Below are 17,353 nucleotides of genomic sequence, written 5' to 3'. Positions count from 1 at the left end.
GCACTCGACTGCGAACGACCGCCACCGTCGCATGGGCGTCGACGCCACGGCATATCTTTACGATTACTACCGTGTCGTTCGTGAACATAATGGAAGAGCATAATAAACTTACTGTTTAGTCCGCTAGTTCATCCGTGATTACTACTGATTCGGGGGTATATGGGCGAGTATACCGAGAGAAATACGAACAACGATACTGATAGTTACTACTGGTTCAGGGTAAGAGGTAAAGTAAAGTGTACCGAAGCCAAACCACGAACGTCATGAACGAACGGGCGGACGTCGTCGTGGTCGGTGGGGGGTCGACCGGCTGCGGCGTCGTCAGGGACCTGGCGAGGCGGGGGCTCGACGCGGTGCTCGTCGAGAAGGGGAACCTCACACACGGGACGACCGGTCGGATGCACGGACTCTTACACAGCGGGGGGCGCTACGCGGTTTCGGACCGCAAGAGCGCCCGCGAGTGTATCGAGGAGAACCGGGTACTGCGCGACATCGCGAGCCACTGTGTCGAGGAGACGGGCGGGATGTTCGTCAAGCGACCGGAGGACGACGAGGAGTACTTTCAGGAGAAGCTGGAGGGGTGTCGCGCCTGCGACATCCCCGCGGAGGTGATCGACGGCGAGGAGGCGCGCCGGCGTGAACCGTACCTCGCCCGCGACGTCGAGAAGGCGATCGTCGTTCCCGACCACGCCGTCGACCCCTTCAGGCTCTGTGTCGCGAACGCCGCGGACGCACGGGAACACGGGGCACGGATCGAGACCCACGCGGAGGTGACCGACGTGCTCGTCGAGGACGGCACGGTCGTCGGCGTCGAGGTCGAACACGACTCCGGACCCGGAAAGCGCGTCCATCGAGAGCCGGGGACGATCGAGGAGATACGCGCGCGGTACGTCGTCAACGCGGCGGGCGCGTGGGCCGGCGGGGTCGGCGAGCTGGCCGGCGTCGACGTCGAGGTCCGTCCCTCGAAGGGCGTGATGACCGTGATGAACGTCCGACAGGTCGACACCGTGATCAACCGCTGCCGACCGAAGGGCGACGCTGACATCGTCGTCCCTCACGAGACGGCCTGTATCCTCGGCACCACCGACGAGGAGGTCGAGGACCCGGAGGACTACCCCGAGGAGGAGTGGGAGGTCGACCTGATGATCGAGACGCTCTCGGAGCTCGTTCCGGCGCTGAAGGACGCCCGCACGCTTCGCTCCTTCTGGGGCGTCCGTCCACTCTATGAACCGCCGGGGACCGGCACGGAGGACCCGACGGACATCACGCGCGACTATTTCCTGCTCGATCACGCCGACCGCGACGACCTGTCCGGCATGACGACCATCGTGGGCGGTAAGCTCACGACCTACCGAATGATGGCGGAGTCGATCAGCGACCACGTCTGCGAGAAGTTGGGTCACGACGCCGAGTGCGACACCGCCGACGCCCCGCTCCCGGGCTCCGAGGAGTTCAGCGTCCTCCGCGAGTACATGGACGAGTTCGGACTCCGGTCGCCCGTCGGTCGTCGGTCCGTCCAGCGGCTCGGATCGAAGGCGGACGACGTGTTGACGGGAACGGACCCGAATCCGGTCGTCTGTGAGTGCGAGGGCGTCACCCGTGCGGAGGTCCGAAACGGGATCGACGAGGCGGGGTCCGACCTCAACGCGGTTCGGATCCGGACGCGCGCCTCGATGGGCAACTGTCAGGGCGGGTTCTGTTCACACCGGATCGCCGCGGAGTTGGCCCAGGAGTACCCGGGACAGGTGGTTCGCGAGGCCGAGGACGAACTGTACCAGGAGCGCTGGAAGGGGCAGCGACACGCCCTCTGGGGGAGACAGCTCTCGCAGGCGATGTTGAACCACTTGCTGCACGCGACGACGATGAACCGGGACGGCGATCCCGGAACCCTCGACAGCGAGGTCGACTTCGGCGCGTTCGACGCCGGACCGGAATCCGAGGAGGGCGATACGGCGGGAGAGACCGCGTCCGGAACGGCCGCGACCGACGGGGGCGTCGATGGCGATCGATAGCGACGTGCTCGTCGCGGGCGGCGGACTCGCCGGGATCACGGCCGCCGTCGCGGCGGCCCGTGAGGGAGCCGACGTCCGGCTCGTCTCCTATAAGGCGAGCACGCTTCGACAGGCGTCGGGACTGATCGACGCGCTGGGTTACGTCCCCGCGACCGAGCCCGCGACACCGCTCAGAGAGGGACCGCCGACCGCCGGCCGCGAACTCGACCGCGACGAGTGGCCGGACCCGGAGGGACCGCTCGTCGACCCGTTCTCGGCGATCGACCGGCTCCCCGAGGACCACCCCTATCGGGTCGTCGGCGCGGACGCGCTCCGCGGCGGACTCGCCCTGTTCGACGACCTCGTCGGCGACGCGTACCTCGGTTCACACACCGAGGACAACGCGCTGGTTCCCACGTTCGGCGGGAGCGTGAAGCCGACGGCGCGGTATCCGCGGTCGGCCGCGGCCGGCCTCGCGAGCGACGACGGTTCGATGCTCGTCGTCGGCTTCCGGTCGCTCACGGAGTACGACGCGCGGGCGTTCGCCGACCGGCTCGCCGCGTCCGGCGTCCCCTTCGCGGCCGCCGGCGTGGAAGTCGAGTTCGCGGAGGCGTTCCGCGCGGACGCGAAGATCACTCGGACGGCGAAGGCGCTCGACGACGACGAGGTGATGGACGGGACGCCGGCACGCGAGGCGCTCGCGAAGGCGGTCGCCCCCTCTCTCCACGACATCGTCGACGCCGACGGCAGCGTCGACCGGGTGGACCGGGTCGGGTTCCCCGCGTTCCTCGGTGACGAGCGCGCGGCCGCGGTGCGCGAGGAGCTCTCCGACCGCCTCGGGGCGGACGTCTTCGAGATCCCGATGGGACCGCCCAGCCTGCCGGGGCTCCGGTTGGAGGACCGGCTGTACGACGCGCTCGACCGCGAGGGCGTTCGGTTCGAGACCGGCAACCCGATCGTCGGCGTCGAGACCGACTCGAGCGGACGCGTCGACCACGTGACGGTGGACCGGAAGGGACGCGAGACGCCGTACGGGGCGGACGCGTTCGTGCTGGCGACGGGCGGACTGGTCGGGAAGGGACTCGACTCGGACCGCGAGGGCGTCCGCGAGCCGGCCTTCGATCTGCACGTCCCGCAGCCGTCGGACCGCTACGAGTGGTTCGTCGACGACGCGTTCGGCGACCAGCCGTACGCGCGGTTCGGCGTCCGACCGAACGAGCGGACGCAGCCGCTCGACGCCGACGGGGAGGTCCAGTACGGGAACGTTTTCGCGGCCGGATCGGTGGTCGGCGGAGCGGACGTGGCGCGGGAGAAGTCCGCGAGCGGCGTCTCGCTCGCGACCGGCCTCGTGGCCGGGCGGGAGGCGGCGACGGAGGCACGACAATGACACGAGACAGGGGACACGACGATACGGCGGACGAACGGGGCGGATCGACCGAGGAAGGGGATCGGGCGACCGAGGAAGGGGATCGGGCGACCGAGGAACGGGGCGGATCGACCGAGGAACGGAGCGGACCGACCGAGGAACGGAGCGGACCGACCGAGGAACGGGGCGACGGCAAGCGCGACCCCACCGAACCCGGTGTACCGCGACTCGGACGCGACGAACAGCCCTCGATCTTCGTCCCGGACGAGGAGCGGACCGGACCGGAGACGTCGCGGACGCCGCCGACCGCGACCGACGGCGGGACCGAGAGCGCGCCGGGAAGCGGCACCGGGGGCGCACCGGGCGGCAGCGCCGGGAGCGCCACCGGCGGGTCGACGTCGACGGAGCTCGATCCCGAGACGTACGACCCGGTCGACGTGTTCCCCGGCGGCGAGTTGGATCTGCGCGATGGCGCGGACTCGTGTTATAAGTGCACCAGCTGTGACACCTCCTGTCCGGTCGCCGAGGTCGACGACGAGTTCCCCGGACCGAAGTTCCAAGGGCCCGAACAGTGGCGGCTCAAGCGGAAGGACGACGCCGACATCGACGAGTCGATCACCTCCTGTTCGAACTGTATGCGGTGTGACGACGCGTGTCCCTCCTCGGTACCGCTCTCGCAGATGCACAACGAGGCGCGCGGGCAGTTCGTCGAGAGACAGATGGAGAAGCTCTCGGTCGAGTACGTCCGCAACCGGATCCTCTCGAACTACCGGACGTCGGCGCGACTGGCCAGCATGCTCCCTCGGGTGTCGTCGTTCGCGATGAACTTCGGCCCCCTCCGCTGGGCGATGGAGAAGACGCTCGGGATCCCCAAAGAGCGGGAGTTCCCCGAGTTCGCGACGACGACGTTCCGGGAGTGGTGGCACGAGCGCGGCGGCGCACAGGTCGAGAACCCCGACAAGCGCGTGGCGTACTTCCACGGCTGTTACTCGAACTACAACACCCCGGAGGTGGGGAAGGCGATGGTCCGCGTGTACGAACAGTTCGGCTACGAGGTGCTGGTGCCGCCCCAGAAGTGTTCGGGGACCCCCATGTTCGCGAACGGCATGCTGACGGACGCCCGCCGGCACGCGGAGACCAACGTCGAGAACCTCGTCGCCGCGATCGGCGACGGTGCGGACGTGATCGCCTCCTGTACGTCGTGTTCGCTCTCGCTGCGCCAGGAGTACCCCGAGCTGTTCGACATCCACGGCGTCGAGGACGTCGCCGAGCACACGTTCGAGGCGATGGAGTACCTCCGAATCCACGAGGATTTGGACGCGGCGCTGGCCGACGCCGGCGGGCTCGACGACGAGCGTGCGTTCGCGTACCACGCGCCGTGTCACGCCCGTAACCAGGGGCTCGAACGGCAGGCAGTCGAGACGTTCCGCGACGTCGACGGCGTGAAGATGGAGGACGTCGGCGACTCCTGTTCGGGCATCTCCGGAACGTACGGGTGGAAGAAAGAGAAGTACGAGACGTCGATGAAGATCGGCGCGGAGATGTTCGACCACATGGAGGACGCCGACGGCGAGGTCGGGATGACGGAGTGTCCCACCTGTGCGATGCAGATGGAACACGGCACGGGCTACGAGATCGAACACCCGCTCCAGCTGCTCGCGGACGCGCTCGACGCGTAGAACCGAGTACGTGGGCGTGTTTCGGAGCCCACGCTACGCCGGGCGTGTTTCGAAGCCCACGCCCTCTGGAACGGTCGCCGCCGCCAAACGTTTATAAATGACCTGGTGAAGTATGTGGTACGGTGAGTTTGGTGGAACTGATCGACCGGTTCGACAGCGTCCAACGGTCGATCGTCGTCGTCAATCGGACGGAGCCGGACCCGATCCACAACATGCTCGTGGACACGTTCGGCGACGACTCCGTCGACGTGATCGATCAGGGATCGAGCGGCGGCGACGGTCGCTCGACGGCCGGACCGTTCCAGTCGATCGAGACGCTCCTCGGGGACGAACCGCCGTCGATCAGCGTCGGCGATCTCCGCGAGAGCGACGCGGTTTCGTTCGACGGCGACAGCCTCGACGACGTGACGAACCTCGTGCTCCTGCTCGAGGGCGACGAGATCGTCGCCGCCTCGCCGCTGGCGGAACTCGTCGAGGCGATCCTGCTCGTGAACTCCGATCTGTACGTGACGGGGACGCGGGGCCTCGGGGACCTTGATCTGCCGGCGGTGATTACGGGGCTCGACGACACCGTCTTCACGCTCCGCGGGTATCCGGAATCGAACCGACAGAAGCTCCTGTTGATAACGATCTCGCGGTTCATCGAGCGCGTCGCGTGGGAGTCCGGGGCCGGAACGCTCCGGTCGTCGTTTCAGCGACTCTCACGGCTCGACGACGAGATCGGAACCCGGAGGGTCTACCGTGCGGTCGTCGACGCCGGCGTCGACACTCACGTATACGGGTACCCGGACCACCGTCCCGACGACCTCGGCGCGATCGTCCATGCGGGTGACTCCGCGGACTTCACCGACACGTGGTTCGTCGTGTACCGGCCACCCGAGGGAGCGAGATCCGTCGACGGCGTCGACGACGACCTTCGGCGGGGTATCGAGGGAGGCGTCGCGCTCCTCGCCGTCGAAGTGGAGCCGCGGATATGGCGCGGGGTCTGGACGTTCGATCCGGACCGGATCCGGACGGTGAACGAGTACATCGCGTCGAACCTGTAGTCGGCGCGCTCGAGGAATATAAACGATCGTCGATCGGCCACAACCCGTGTGTTCATGGTCGCCGAGCGGCGAGAGTGAGATATGTTTCGGGATCGGTCGGAGCTGCTCACCGATGCGGACCCGGTTCGCGGGTACGGCGTCGCCGTCACGCCGGGACGGGACGGGCCGCTCGTCTTCGTCGCCGGCTACGGCGAACCGAACCGACTGTACACTCGGACGGACGGCCGGTTCTCCGATACCGCCTGCGGGATCGTCGCCGACGGCGACCGTCACGGGATGGGCGTGTGTGCGGCCGACGTCGACGCCGACGGCTGTGAGGAGGTGTACGTGCACAACTGCGCCAGCTACGCGGGACTCACCGCGGACTCCGATCTCCTCTTGGACCGCCTGGAGTCGGACCGCTACCGCTGGACCGACACCTTCGCGCTCGCGGTCAACGCGGACAGACTCAACTTCCGTGCGGGACGCTCCGTCGCCGCGCTCGATCGGCTCGGAACCGGGCGCTACGGCGTCGCGATCGCGAGCTACGGCGCGCCGATCGCCTTTTACGAGCTCGGCGACGACGGCGAGGCCTCCGACATGGCTCCCGACGTCGGTCTCGACGTCGAGGGAGGGTGTCGATCGCTGCTTCCCGGCCCGATCGTCTCGGAGGAGATCGATCTCCTCGTCGGGATCGAAGGCGGACCGAACCGACTGTTCCGGAACGAGGGTGGTCGATACGTGCCGGTCGAGATCGATCCGTCGCTCGCGGACCCGGAGGGCGACGCTCGCGGGGTCGCGCTCGTCGACGAGGGCGACTCCTTCGCGGTCGTCTTGGGCAACTGGGAAGGGGAGAGTCGGCTGTGCAGCCGGAACGCGGCGGGAACCTTCGTCGACGTCGCACCGGACGCGCTCTCGACGGCCGGCAGCGTCCGGTCCGTCGTCGCCGCGGACTTCGACAACGACGGCCGCGAGGAGCTGTTCTGTAACCAGTTCGGGGAGCCGAACCGGCTGCTCGAACGGGTCGATCCGGCCGCGGAGGACTCCGACGGCGGATCGGAGTGGACGGCCGCGGCGATCGGTGACGCCGCCGAGCCGGAGGGGTTCGGGACGGGAGCGATCGCCGCGGACCTCGACGACGACGGGGTGCTCGAACTCCTCGTCGTCCACGGTGAGGTCGCTGCCCAACCGATCTCCGTGTACGCGGTCCCGGACGCGGCCGAGAACGGCTGGCTTCGGGTCCGTCCCACGACGGAACACGGAGCCCCCGCACGCGGTGCCGTCGTTCGACTGGAGACGACGTCGGGCGTACACCGACGAGTGATCGACTCGGGAGCGGGCTACCTCTGTCAGACCGAACCGGTCGCGCACTTCGGGCTCGGGGAGGCGACGCCGACGAGGGTGACCGTCCGATGGCCGGACGGTCGCGAGCGAACGGTCGAGACCCGCTCGGCCGACACCGAGATCGGGATATCACATCCCGCCGCGAAGCGTGTGCGTCCCTGATCGGCCGCGAGGTCGGACGATAATCCCTATCAGCTCCCGGCCGAACCGTACGGTATGCGACTCCCAGTCGACACGGATCGGCTCAGAGCCGACATCGAGGCGAACGCCGCGTTCGGTGCGATCGATGCCGACGATCCCGAGCGGCGCGGCCGAACGAACCGAACGGGGACGGAGCCGAACCGTCGCGCACGCGACCGGCTCGTCGACCGGATGACCGACGTCGGACTCGACGTGACCGTCGACGCCGTCGGCAACGTGGCTGGAGCGTGGATCCCGGACGCCGCCGACCCGGACGCTGCACCCGTCGCGAGCGGAAGCCACCTCGACAGCGTCCCCGAGGGAGGGATGTTCGACGGTCCCCTGGGCGTGTACGCGGCGCTCGAAGCGGTCCGAGCGATGCAGGACGCCGCCGTCGAGCCCGATCGACCGGTACTCGTCGTGAGCTTCACCGAGGAGGAGGGCGCGACCTACGGCGACGGACTCGTCGGGTCCACGGCGGCGACCGGCGGGGCGACCGTCGAGGAGACGCTCGCCTTCGCGAACGACGACGGCGAGACGCTCGAGGAGGCGCTCTCACGGATCGGCTATCGCGGCGACGGGCTGCTCGATCCTGCACGCTGGGACGGCTTCTACGAGCTGCACGTCGAGCAGGACACGACACTCGAGTCAGCCGGTGTCGACGCCGGGATCGTCACGACGATCACGGGGATCACGCACTGTGAGGCGACGATCGTCGGGGAGGCGAACCACGCGGGTGCGACCGCGATGGGCGATCGAACCGACGCGCTCGCGGCCGCCAGCGAGTTCGTGCTCGACGTCGAGCGAGCGGCCACCGACGTCGTCGAGTCGTCCAGCCCGTCCGCCGTCGGAACCGTCGGATCGCTGTCCGTCTCTCCGAACGCGACGAACGTCGTTCCCGGCCGGGTCGACGCGGGCGTCGACGTTCGGGACGTAACCGTCGAGTCGATCGAGACGATCGTCGACGCGGCCCGTGACTCCCTCACACGACTTGCGCGTGAACGGGGCGTCGAGACGACGTTCGATCGGCCGTTCGACGTCTCGCCGACGCCGATGAGCGACCGGCTCCGAGCGGCCGCTCACGACGCGGCTACGGACGCCGATCACACCGCTCTGGACCTTCACTCCGGCGCGGCCCACGACGCGATGCGCGTGGCGGGGGTCACCGATGCCGCCCTCCTGTTTGCCCCCTCACGGGACGGGATCTCACATAACCCGCGAGAGTGGACCGACTGGGACGACTGTGCGGCGGCAACCGCGGTGCTCGCGGGAGCGATCGCGACCGTGGCGGGAGGAGTATAGATATATAATATTTAAATAACGATCCCGGACACATAATGTATATTGGATATATGAGGGGCGGTCCGAGGTCTCCATCGATCGTCGTACTCCGCTGTTTCAGACACACACCCATGGGAGCAGGCGGTCTTTCATCCACTCATATATCTGCTCTCCAGTTGTCTCCCCGCCTTTATATCCGTCCTCCCGTCGTTTCATTCACTACGCCCGTTCGTTCGTATGCGTGGGCTCCGAGAAGTCAAGTACGGCATCGAACGCGGAGAACGGACGGATTCAGGACGGATATCGCTCGACGGTCGTGTGTCTAGACCATCAGGTTGCTCATTTATATAAGATTAAATTACTAACTATATTTTTTATATTATTCTCGGGTCAGTTGTCGAGGGGGAGTTCTCCGTGTTCGTCGACGAACCGGTCCCGGAGGTCCTTTTTATCGTACTTCCGCGTCGTCGTCTTCGGGATCTCCGCGACGAACTGGAATCGGTCGGGGAGCCACCACTTTGGGAACGTCGCGTGCAAGTGCTCGCGGAGGGACGCCTCGTCGGCGACCGAATCGTCGCGGACGACGAACGCGACCGGTCGCTCACGCCACGTCTCGTGAGGAACGCTCACGACCGCGGCCTCCAGCACGCCGTCGGCCTCGATCAGCGTGTTCTCGAGTTCGACGGAGGAGATCCATTCGCCGCCGCTTTTGATAGCGTCGTCGAGGCGGTCGACGACGTCGAGGTAGCCGTACTCGTCGATCGTGCCGATGTCACCGGTCTTGAACCAGCCGTCGTCGGTGAACGACTCCTCGTTGGCCTCGGGGCGCTTGAAGTAGCCGTCGGTGAGCCACGGGGACCGAGCGTGTATCTCCCCGGGGGATTCACCGTCGTGCGGCACCGGGTCGCCCGACTCGTCACGCAGGCGGATCCGGACGCCCGGCGCGGGGATCCCGGCCTTTCGCTTGAGTTCGTACTGCGTCTCCTCGGGGAGGTCACGCATCTCCGCCGTCTCGAACGTGTTCGCGAGGTGTGGCGACGCCTCCGTCATCCCGTACCCCTGATAGATCGGTGCCTCGTACTCGTTCTCGAACTTCCGCATCAGTGACGCCGGCGGCGCGCTCCCCCCGGTGAGCACTCGGTCCATGCTGTCGAGCGGCGCTCCGTCGCACGTTTCGAGGTAGTCGTCCATCTCGATCCACACGGTCGGCACCGCCGCAGCCACCGTGACGTCCTCGGCGTCGATCAGGTCCGCGACCGCGTTGGGGTCCGTGTGCTGACCCGGGAGCACGAGCTTCGATCCGAAGAACGTCGCCGAGTACGGGAACCCCCACCCGTTGACGTGGAACATCGGCACGACCGGCATCACGGTGTCGCCCTCGCTGACGCCGAACACGTCCGCCGAGCCGTGGACCAGCGTGTGCAGAAACATCCGCCGGTGTCGGTACTGAACCCCCTTCGGAAGCCCCGTCGTTCCGGAGGTGTAACACAGCGCGAACTCGGTCTCCTCGTCGATATCGGGCCAGTCGTACGTCGAGTCGTAGCCGTCGATGAACGACTCGTAATCGACGACGGGGTCGAGTTCCGTCTCCGGGACCGCGTCGTCGAGGATCACGTACTGCTCGACCGTTTCGAGTCCCTCGGCGACCGCCTCCACGGTGTCGAGGAACGCGGGGTCGACGAACAGGAGCCTGTCTTCGGCCTCGTTGATGATCTCCGTGAGGTGGTGTTCGGGCAGCCGATGGTTCGTCGTGTGGATACTTCGACCGCTACAGGAGGGACCGAAGTACAGCTCGTAGTGCCGGTAGTGATTGACCGCCATCACCGAGACGCGGTCGCCGCGATCGAGTCCGTAGTCGTCCAACGCGTTCGCGAGCCGGCAGATCCGGTCGTACGCGTCGGCGTACGTGTATCTGTGCGTCGATCCGTCGGGGCGTTTGGTGACTATCTCCTTGTGGCCGAACGACTCCACCGCGCGCTGTAAGAACGTCGTTATCGTCAGTTCGTAGTCTCTCATTCGAGGTCACCCCGCTTCGATCCGCCGGTGTCGCTCACGCCCGCCACGTTCTTCGTCCCGTTGGGGTCGCGGGACGGGTCGTCCGCCCGTGGCCGGAACCGGTAGAACACCCTGTCGTGATCGACCGGTCCGTCGATCTCGACGACTTCGAGTTCGACCGGGTCGCCGATCGACAGGTCCTCGTACTCCGCGCCGTCGATCCGCGTCGAGAGGCGGACATCGCCCAGATCGACGATTCCGGTGACGAACGGCACCGCTTGCTCCATTCCGATCGGTGCGCCCGCACGCACCGTCGAGAACGCGAACAGTTCCCCCTCGTGCGGGAGGGCAACGTACTCGAGATCGTCGCTCTGACAGGCCGGACAGACGATCCGGGGCGGGAACTGCAGATCGCCGCAGTCCCCACACTTGGTCGTCGTCAATCGTCCGTTACGGAGGTTCTCGTAGAACTCGTGGATGCCCGTGTGTTCCTCCGTCTGTAGCTCGTAGAAGTCGAGCAGTCGGGGGAGTTCAACGGAGTCCGGGAGCTCGACGGTTCGCCTGTTCGCCGTCCCCCCCTCGGCGTCGCTCTGGCCGTTCGCCGTCTCCTCGTCGTCGGGTCCGCTCATGGTCGCCCCCGCGAGAGCGTCATCACGCTATGGACCGACGCGCTCCCGCTCAGGTTGTGTATCAGTCCGGTCTCCGGGTCGGGGACCCGACGAGCGTCCGGGACGCGGCCGTGGAACTGGTCGTATATCTCGAGCGCCTGCGAGACGCCGGTCGCGCCCAACGGATGGCCGCACCCGAGCAGCCCCCCTCGCGGGTTCACCCCGATATCGCCGTCGAGGGCGCTCCGACCGTCCGCGACGAACTGTCCGCCCGCTCCCTTCTCGACCCAGCCGAGGTCCTCGTACTCGAGGATCTCGCTGATCGAGAAACAGTCGTGGATCTCGGCGACGTCGAGCTCCGCGAGCGGGTCGTCGATGCCGGCGTCGTCGTAGGCGGACTCGGCCGCCCGCGTCGCCTGCGGCCACGCCGACATCGACGGGAGGTTGTTGACGGAGTTTCCTCCGAAGCAGGACTGCCCGCTCCCGGTGATCCACGCGATCTCGTCGGTGGTTTCGCGGGCCTTCTCCTCGCTCATCAACACGAGTCCCGCCGCGCCGTCGGTGACGCCGCTGCAGTCGTACAGACACAGCGGCGGCGACAGCTCGAAGGAGTCGACGACGTCGTCGACGGACACCTCCTCTTGGAAGTGTGCGAACTCGTTGTGTGCGGCGTGGCTCTTGTTCTTCGCGCTGACCTGTGCGAGCTGCTCGCGGGTCGTGCCGTACTCGTGCATGTGTCGCTGGGCGACCATCGCGAAGTACGGCGGCGCGTTCAGCCCGTTGACGCCGTCGAACTCCCGGTCCATCACGTTCGTCATGCTGGCCTGCGTCTCTCCCATCCGCTCGCGCGGGAGGTTCATCTTCTCGACCCCGAGCACGAGCGCCGTGTCGATCTCGCCGGCTGCGATAGCGAGCCAGGCGTACCGAAGCGCCGCCTGTCCGCTCGCGCAGGCGAGTTCGGTCCGGGCGATCATGCCGTCCACGTCGACGCCGAGCAGTTCGGAGACCATCGGCGCGACGTGCGTCTGGAACGCGAACCGTTCGGGCTGGACGGAGCCGACGAACAGGCCCTCCACGTCGTCGGGGGTCACGTTCGGGACGTCCTCGAACGTCGCCTTCCCGGCCTCCTGTATCAGGTCCTTGTAGCTCGCCTCGCGAACGCCCCACCGCGAGTGGCCGCCCCCGACGATCCCGACGTTTCGCGTCGCGTCAGTCATCGCCGAACTCCGGCTCGCGGTCCGCGTTGAACGCCGCGACGCCTTCGAGCATGTCGTCCGTGGTCGTCAGGAGACCGAAGCCCTGACTCTCCAACGCGAGGCCGGTGTCGAGACTCGCGTCTCGCCCGTCGGAGATGACCCGCTTTGCGACCTTCAGTGCGGTTTGGGGCCCGTCAGCGAGGTCGCCGATCGCGTCGTCGACGGCGTCCGCGAACTCCGCTTCGGGCACCGCCCGGTTGAGTATCCCCCACTCCGCGGCTCGCTCCGCGGACACGTGGAGTCCGCGATAGACGAGCTCCTTCGTTCGCGGCTCCCCGATGAGCCGAACGAGCCGCTGGGTCCCGCCGCCACCGGGGATCAGCCCGAGTTCGATCTCGGGGCTGCCGAGCGTCGAACCCTCGGTGGCGTACCGGAGGTCACACGCGAGCGCGATCTCCAGTCCGGCACCCAGACAGAAGCCGTCGATCTTCGCGACGGTGGGACGAGGGAACTCCGCGATGGCCTGGATGGACTCGTCGACGTCCATCAGATCGGTCGGATCGGCCGTGGTGAATCCAGTGATATCGGCACCGGCGCTGAACGCCCGATCGCCCGCACCCTCGAAGACGACGCAGGAGACCGCCTCGTCGTCGACGGTCTCGAGGAGGCGCTGGACCTCGGCGAACATGTCCGTCGAGAAGGCGTTGAGGCGTTCCTCCCGGTCGAACGTCACCTCCAGCACCCCGTCGTCGGTCAGGTCGTGGCTCACGTAGTGGTACGGGCCGCCGTCGCGGTAGTCGTAAAATCCCCGTCCGGCGTCCTCACCGGTGTGTCCGGCCTCGACCAGTTCGACGAGGTAGTCGGCCGGCTCGTACCGTTCGGCACCGGTCTCGGCATGGAGCTCACGGAGCTTCGCCGCCACCGCATCGAGACCGAGTTTGTCTCCGGTCCGGCAGGTCCCTTCGGGGAGACCGCCGCCGAGCCGCATCGCGAGGTCGATGTCCGCCGGCTCGGCGACGTCCTCGCCCACGAGGCGCGCCGCCTCGTTTATCATCCGCGCTTCGATACGCAGGGTGTCAACGCCCCCGCCCTGGGTCGGTTCGTATTCGACGCCGTCTCCGCCGTCGTACTCGTAGAACCCCGCGCCGGTCTTTCGGCCGAGGTCCTCCGCGTCGACGCGCGACCGGATCGATTCGGGGACGGGGTCGTCCCACTGATCGCGAGTGTGTGCGAAGACGTCGATCCCGCCGAAGTCGTTGAGCTCGAACGGTCCCATCGGATACCCTCGTCGGAACACCATGGCCGCGTCGACTGCAGGAACGTTCACGTCGCCCTCGTCGAGCATCCACGCCGCCTCGCCCATGTACGGTGTCAACACGTTGTTGACGATGAACTGCGGGACGTCCTTTCGGACGAGCACGGGCGTCTTGTCGATCGACTCGACGAACTCGGTCGCGGCGTCGATCGTCGATTCGGCGGTCCCCTCGCCGGAGACGACCTCGACGAGGTCCATCTTCACCGGCGGGTTGAAGAAGTGGAGCCCACAGCAGTCCTCCGGTCGCTCCGTCGCGGTCGCGATGTCCCCGACGCGAAGGCTCGACGTGTTCGTCGCGATGATCGTTCCGTCGGCGGTCGCGTCGTCGACGTCGGCGAATATCTCTCGCTTGAGTTCGAGGATCTCCGGTGCCGCCTCGATCACGAGGTCAGCGTCGGCGACGGCGGCGGCCAGATCGACCGCCGTGTCGATCCGATCGAGCACGTCGTCGGGATCCTCCTCGATCCGCCCCTTCTCGGCGAGCTTGCCGAGGCTCCACTCGATGCGTTCGTAGCCGTCCTCGACGAGGTCCTCCTCGATGTCGCGCATCACGACGTCGTAGCCGGCGATGGCAGCCACCTCGGTGATGCCGTGGCCCATGCTTCCGGCTCCGAGAACTGCGAGGCTCTCAATGTCGGTCTCCATCGATTCGATCTTGGAACACGGGCACATATATCTACCGCCGTCCCGCTGGTCGGCGTCACGACGAACCCGGCACTCGTTGGCACCGCCGATCGACGACCGTGGGTCGACGGGACGGTTTTAAGCCCCTGTCGCGTTGGTCGTCGTATGGACGGCAACTCCGAACTATCGACGGTCGAACGGGCGCTGGAGGTCCTCGAACTCCTCTGGGACCTGAACGGTGCCGGCCCGACGGAGGTCGCGGAGCGACTCGACGTCCCGAAGGGGACCGTCCACGGATACCTTCGGACCCTGACGAACGCGGGCTACACGGTCAACGAGGGCGGGACGTACCGCGTGAGCTACCGGTTTCTGACCATGGGTGGGCGTCTCAAACACCGGAGCCGCCTGTTCCACGTCGCGAAACCCGAGGTCGAGCGTCTCGCGGACGAGACGGGAGAGATCGTCGACGTGAGCATCGAGGAGAACGGTCACTCGGTGACGCTCCATCACGCGATGGGCGATCAGTCCCTCCGACTCGGGCTGTATCCGGGGATGACGACGCCGATCCACGCGCATGCAGCCGGGAAGGCCGTCCTCGCGTACCTGCCGGCCGACCGCCGCGACGAGATACTCGCCGGCGACCTCGAAGCGATGACCGAGCGAACGATCACCGACCCCGAGGACCTGCGTGAAGAACTGGCGACGGTCCGGGACCGGACGTACGCGTACGATTGGGACCAACAGGTCACGGGGATGGGCGTCGTCGCCGCGCCGATCCTCGTCGACGACGAGGTGCTCGGCAGCATCGCGATCATCGCGCCGACCGATCGACTCCAGAATCACTCGTACAGGGAGGAACTGATCCGATACGTCCGCGAGGCCTCGAACACCGTCGAGGTCAGCTACCAGTACAGCAACTGAGCGCTCCGCGCTCACGGGAGCGCGGTCCCCTCTCACGAGACGCACTCCGCTTTACAGCCCACGAGACGCACCCTGCCTCACAGGTCGTAGTCGTTCGGATCGAACCCGTCCAGCGGCTCCGAGACGAACGCCTCCTCCAGGTGGAACTCGCCGTCGGCATGGTGGTCCGGCGCGCCGGTCTCGAAGGAGCTGAGAACCTGCCGTTTCCCCTGTAGTTCGCCCCACTCCGTGTACTGTACCGGCTCGGCGAACAACGACTCCAGTTCCGCCCCGCGGATCGCCTCGGAGACGGCGACGGGGTCGGCCTCGCCCGCGTCCTCGATGGCCGTGGCGATCAGCTCGGCTGCGACGTACCCGAGGGAAGCGAGGATCCCGAAGTAATCGCCCGTCTCCTCGGAGAACTCCTCGGCGACCGTTCGGTACTCCGAGGAGTACGGATACGGCTGGTGAACGCTGAGCCAGCCCTCCGTGACGTCCTCGCCGAGAACGTTCCAGACCGGGTTCGCCTCGGAGTTTCCGAGCACGTACTCCGGGTCGACGTCGAGCTCCCGCTGCTGTCGGAAGATGCTCATCGCCCCCGCGGGGTGTGACGTCGCGATCAACACGTCGAGGTCGTCGGGCATGTCGCGCAGATACGGGACGAAGTCGTCCTCCCCGAACGGAGCGACGACCGTGTCCATGTCGATGTCGTCCGGGAACTCCGATTCGATCGCCGTCTCGAACGCTCGCCCGTACGCGTAATCCGCGATGATCGCTCGGACGGTGTCGAACTCGTTCGCCTCGATGAACTGCGCCTGTGCGGCGGCAGTCGTCGGGGCCGGTAACAGTCCCAGCCGGTACGAGAACCGTGACTCACGGTCTATCGCGGCGTGACTTCCGACCTGATTGAACACGACCGGAACCTCCTGTTCCTCGGCGAGGTTGGCGATCTGGATCCCGACGTCGCTGGAGATCGGACCCGTTAGCGCGACGGCACCGTCGCGTTCGATCATCTGTGTCCCGATGGACACCGCCTCCCCCGAACTCGTTTCGGTATCGACCCCGTCGAACACCAACTCCCGCCCGAGAACGCCCCCGTCCGCGTTGATCCCCGAGAGCGCGAACTCGAACCCGTTCTCGAACTCCTGGGCGACCTCGGAGAACGGCCCCGTGTACGGCTGGAGTCCGCCAACGAGTATCTCGTCTTCCTCGTCATCGCCGCCGAGACAACCGGCGAGCGCCGCCGCACCGACGCTTCCGCCGGTCAGCTCGAGGAATCGACGACGGTCCACTGTCGGGACAGCACTATTGGTATGCGTCCGCATGGTAGATGCGATAGCGGACGTACTACTTATAACTTTTGCTGGTTCGCGCTGTGAGTCGGACGTCGCGCGGCCACGGACCGATGAGAGACGCCGTTCGCTTCGACGTTTATCGATGAGAGGTTCCGTTCGCTTCGGACGTTTCCGGTCGGATATATCGAACGCGGCCGTATAATACATGATCGTTCATCGTAGAACGGGCAATCTTCTCACATCCGTAATAGTGTAATGCTACTCCAGCGAGCCACTCGATGTTCGAGATATCCGACCGGGCTCGTGCGTTCACGGGTCCCGATCCCCGCTTCGGTGCGAGAATCGTTTCCACTACGCGAACGCATCTCGCGTTCGATCGATTCGATCCGACGGCTGTCGACGCCGGGTCGGGATCCATGGATCGCCGATAGCGGTCTCTCACCCGCTCCGATCAGCCGGTATGTCCCGGTATCTCCGGATCCGTTTACACGTGTACCGTCGTAACACGCGAGCGAATACGTCACGATCGATCAGTATCTGTTCTCCATCGAGAA

Annotated in this window: 12 protein-coding genes; 7 read left to right on the top strand and 5 right to left on the bottom strand. The window is 66.7% G+C overall.

Translation table 11 applies throughout. The features are described 5' to 3' along the window. The first annotated feature begins 263 nt into the window (after positions 1–263). The 6 genes from glpA (at position 264) to ACNSN7_RS00265 (ending at position 8,887) form a co-directional block, all read left to right on the top strand. A complete protein-coding gene (gene glpA / locus ACNSN7_RS00290; RefSeq protein WP_418279851.1) occupies positions 264–2,012 on the top strand; it encodes an anaerobic glycerol-3-phosphate dehydrogenase subunit GlpA in 1,749 nt (582 codons plus the stop codon). Then, positions 1,999–3,378 (top strand): glycerol-3-phosphate dehydrogenase subunit GlpB, encoded by a 1,380-nt coding sequence (gene glpB / locus ACNSN7_RS00285; protein WP_418279850.1) that lies wholly within the window; start codon positions 1,999–2,001, stop codon positions 3,376–3,378. The genes glpA and glpB overlap by 14 nt, the downstream gene beginning before the upstream one ends. After that, a complete protein-coding gene (locus ACNSN7_RS00280) occupies positions 3,375–5,036 on the top strand; it encodes an anaerobic glycerol-3-phosphate dehydrogenase subunit C (protein ID WP_418279849.1) in 1,662 nt (553 codons plus the stop codon). Before glpB ends, ACNSN7_RS00280 begins: the two co-directional genes overlap by 4 nt. Before the next feature lie 122 nt (positions 5,037–5,158). Further along, positions 5,159–6,082 (top strand): hypothetical protein, encoded by a 924-nt coding sequence (locus ACNSN7_RS00275; protein ID WP_418279848.1) that lies wholly within the window; start codon positions 5,159–5,161, stop codon positions 6,080–6,082. Between the two features lie 81 nt (positions 6,083–6,163). Next, a complete protein-coding gene (locus tag ACNSN7_RS00270) occupies positions 6,164–7,567 on the top strand; it encodes a CRTAC1 family protein (protein WP_418279847.1) in 1,404 nt (467 codons plus the stop codon). 54 nt (positions 7,568–7,621) lie between these two features. Continuing rightward, positions 7,622–8,887, top strand: a complete 1,266-nt coding sequence (locus ACNSN7_RS00265) for a Zn-dependent hydrolase (protein WP_418279846.1) — start codon at positions 7,622–7,624, stop codon at positions 8,885–8,887. Between the two features lie 369 nt (positions 8,888–9,256). Here ACNSN7_RS00265 and ACNSN7_RS00260 read toward each other — a convergent pair whose 3' ends face one another. Genes ACNSN7_RS00260 through ACNSN7_RS00245 form a run of 4 tightly spaced genes read right to left on the bottom strand, consistent with a single transcriptional unit; the run spans position 9,257 to position 14,625 of the window. Beyond that, positions 9,257–10,882: a long-chain fatty acid--CoA ligase gene (locus ACNSN7_RS00260; protein ID WP_418279845.1), complete on the bottom strand. Its 1,626-nt coding sequence runs from the start codon at positions 10,880–10,882 to the stop codon at positions 9,257–9,259. Then, positions 10,879–11,490, bottom strand: coding sequence for a Zn-ribbon domain-containing OB-fold protein (locus ACNSN7_RS00255; protein ID WP_418279844.1), 612 nt, complete (start codon positions 11,488–11,490; stop codon positions 10,879–10,881). The genes ACNSN7_RS00260 and ACNSN7_RS00255 overlap by 4 nt, the downstream gene beginning before the upstream one ends. After that, positions 11,487–12,686 (bottom strand): thiolase C-terminal domain-containing protein, encoded by a 1,200-nt coding sequence (locus tag ACNSN7_RS00250; protein ID WP_418279843.1) that lies wholly within the window; start codon positions 12,684–12,686, stop codon positions 11,487–11,489. The genes ACNSN7_RS00255 and ACNSN7_RS00250 overlap by 4 nt, the downstream gene beginning before the upstream one ends. Then, positions 12,679–14,625, bottom strand: coding sequence for a 3-hydroxyacyl-CoA dehydrogenase/enoyl-CoA hydratase family protein (locus ACNSN7_RS00245; protein WP_418279842.1), 1,947 nt, complete (start codon positions 14,623–14,625; stop codon positions 12,679–12,681). Before ACNSN7_RS00245 ends, ACNSN7_RS00250 begins: the two co-directional genes overlap by 8 nt. A 144-nt stretch (positions 14,626–14,769) precedes the next feature. Here ACNSN7_RS00245 and ACNSN7_RS00240 point away from each other — a divergent pair, with 144 nt between their 5' ends. Next, entirely contained in the window at positions 14,770–15,525 is a 756-nt protein-coding gene (locus tag ACNSN7_RS00240; protein ID WP_418279841.1) for an IclR family transcriptional regulator, read from the top strand. Positions 15,526–15,602: 77 nt separating this feature from the next. Here ACNSN7_RS00240 and ACNSN7_RS00235 read toward each other — a convergent pair whose 3' ends face one another. Beyond that, positions 15,603–16,829, bottom strand: a complete 1,227-nt coding sequence (locus ACNSN7_RS00235; RefSeq protein ID WP_418279840.1) for an ABC transporter substrate-binding protein — start codon at positions 16,827–16,829, stop codon at positions 15,603–15,605. Positions 16,830–17,353: the final 524 nt, after the last annotated feature.

This window comes from Halorubrum rarum (genome assembly GCF_048380895.1).
Taxonomy (GTDB): Archaea; Halobacteriota; Halobacteria; order Halobacteriales; family Haloferacaceae; genus Halorubrum.
The sequence above is the reverse complement of the archived record's forward strand: the minus strand, read 5'-3'. Positions and strand labels throughout refer to the sequence as shown.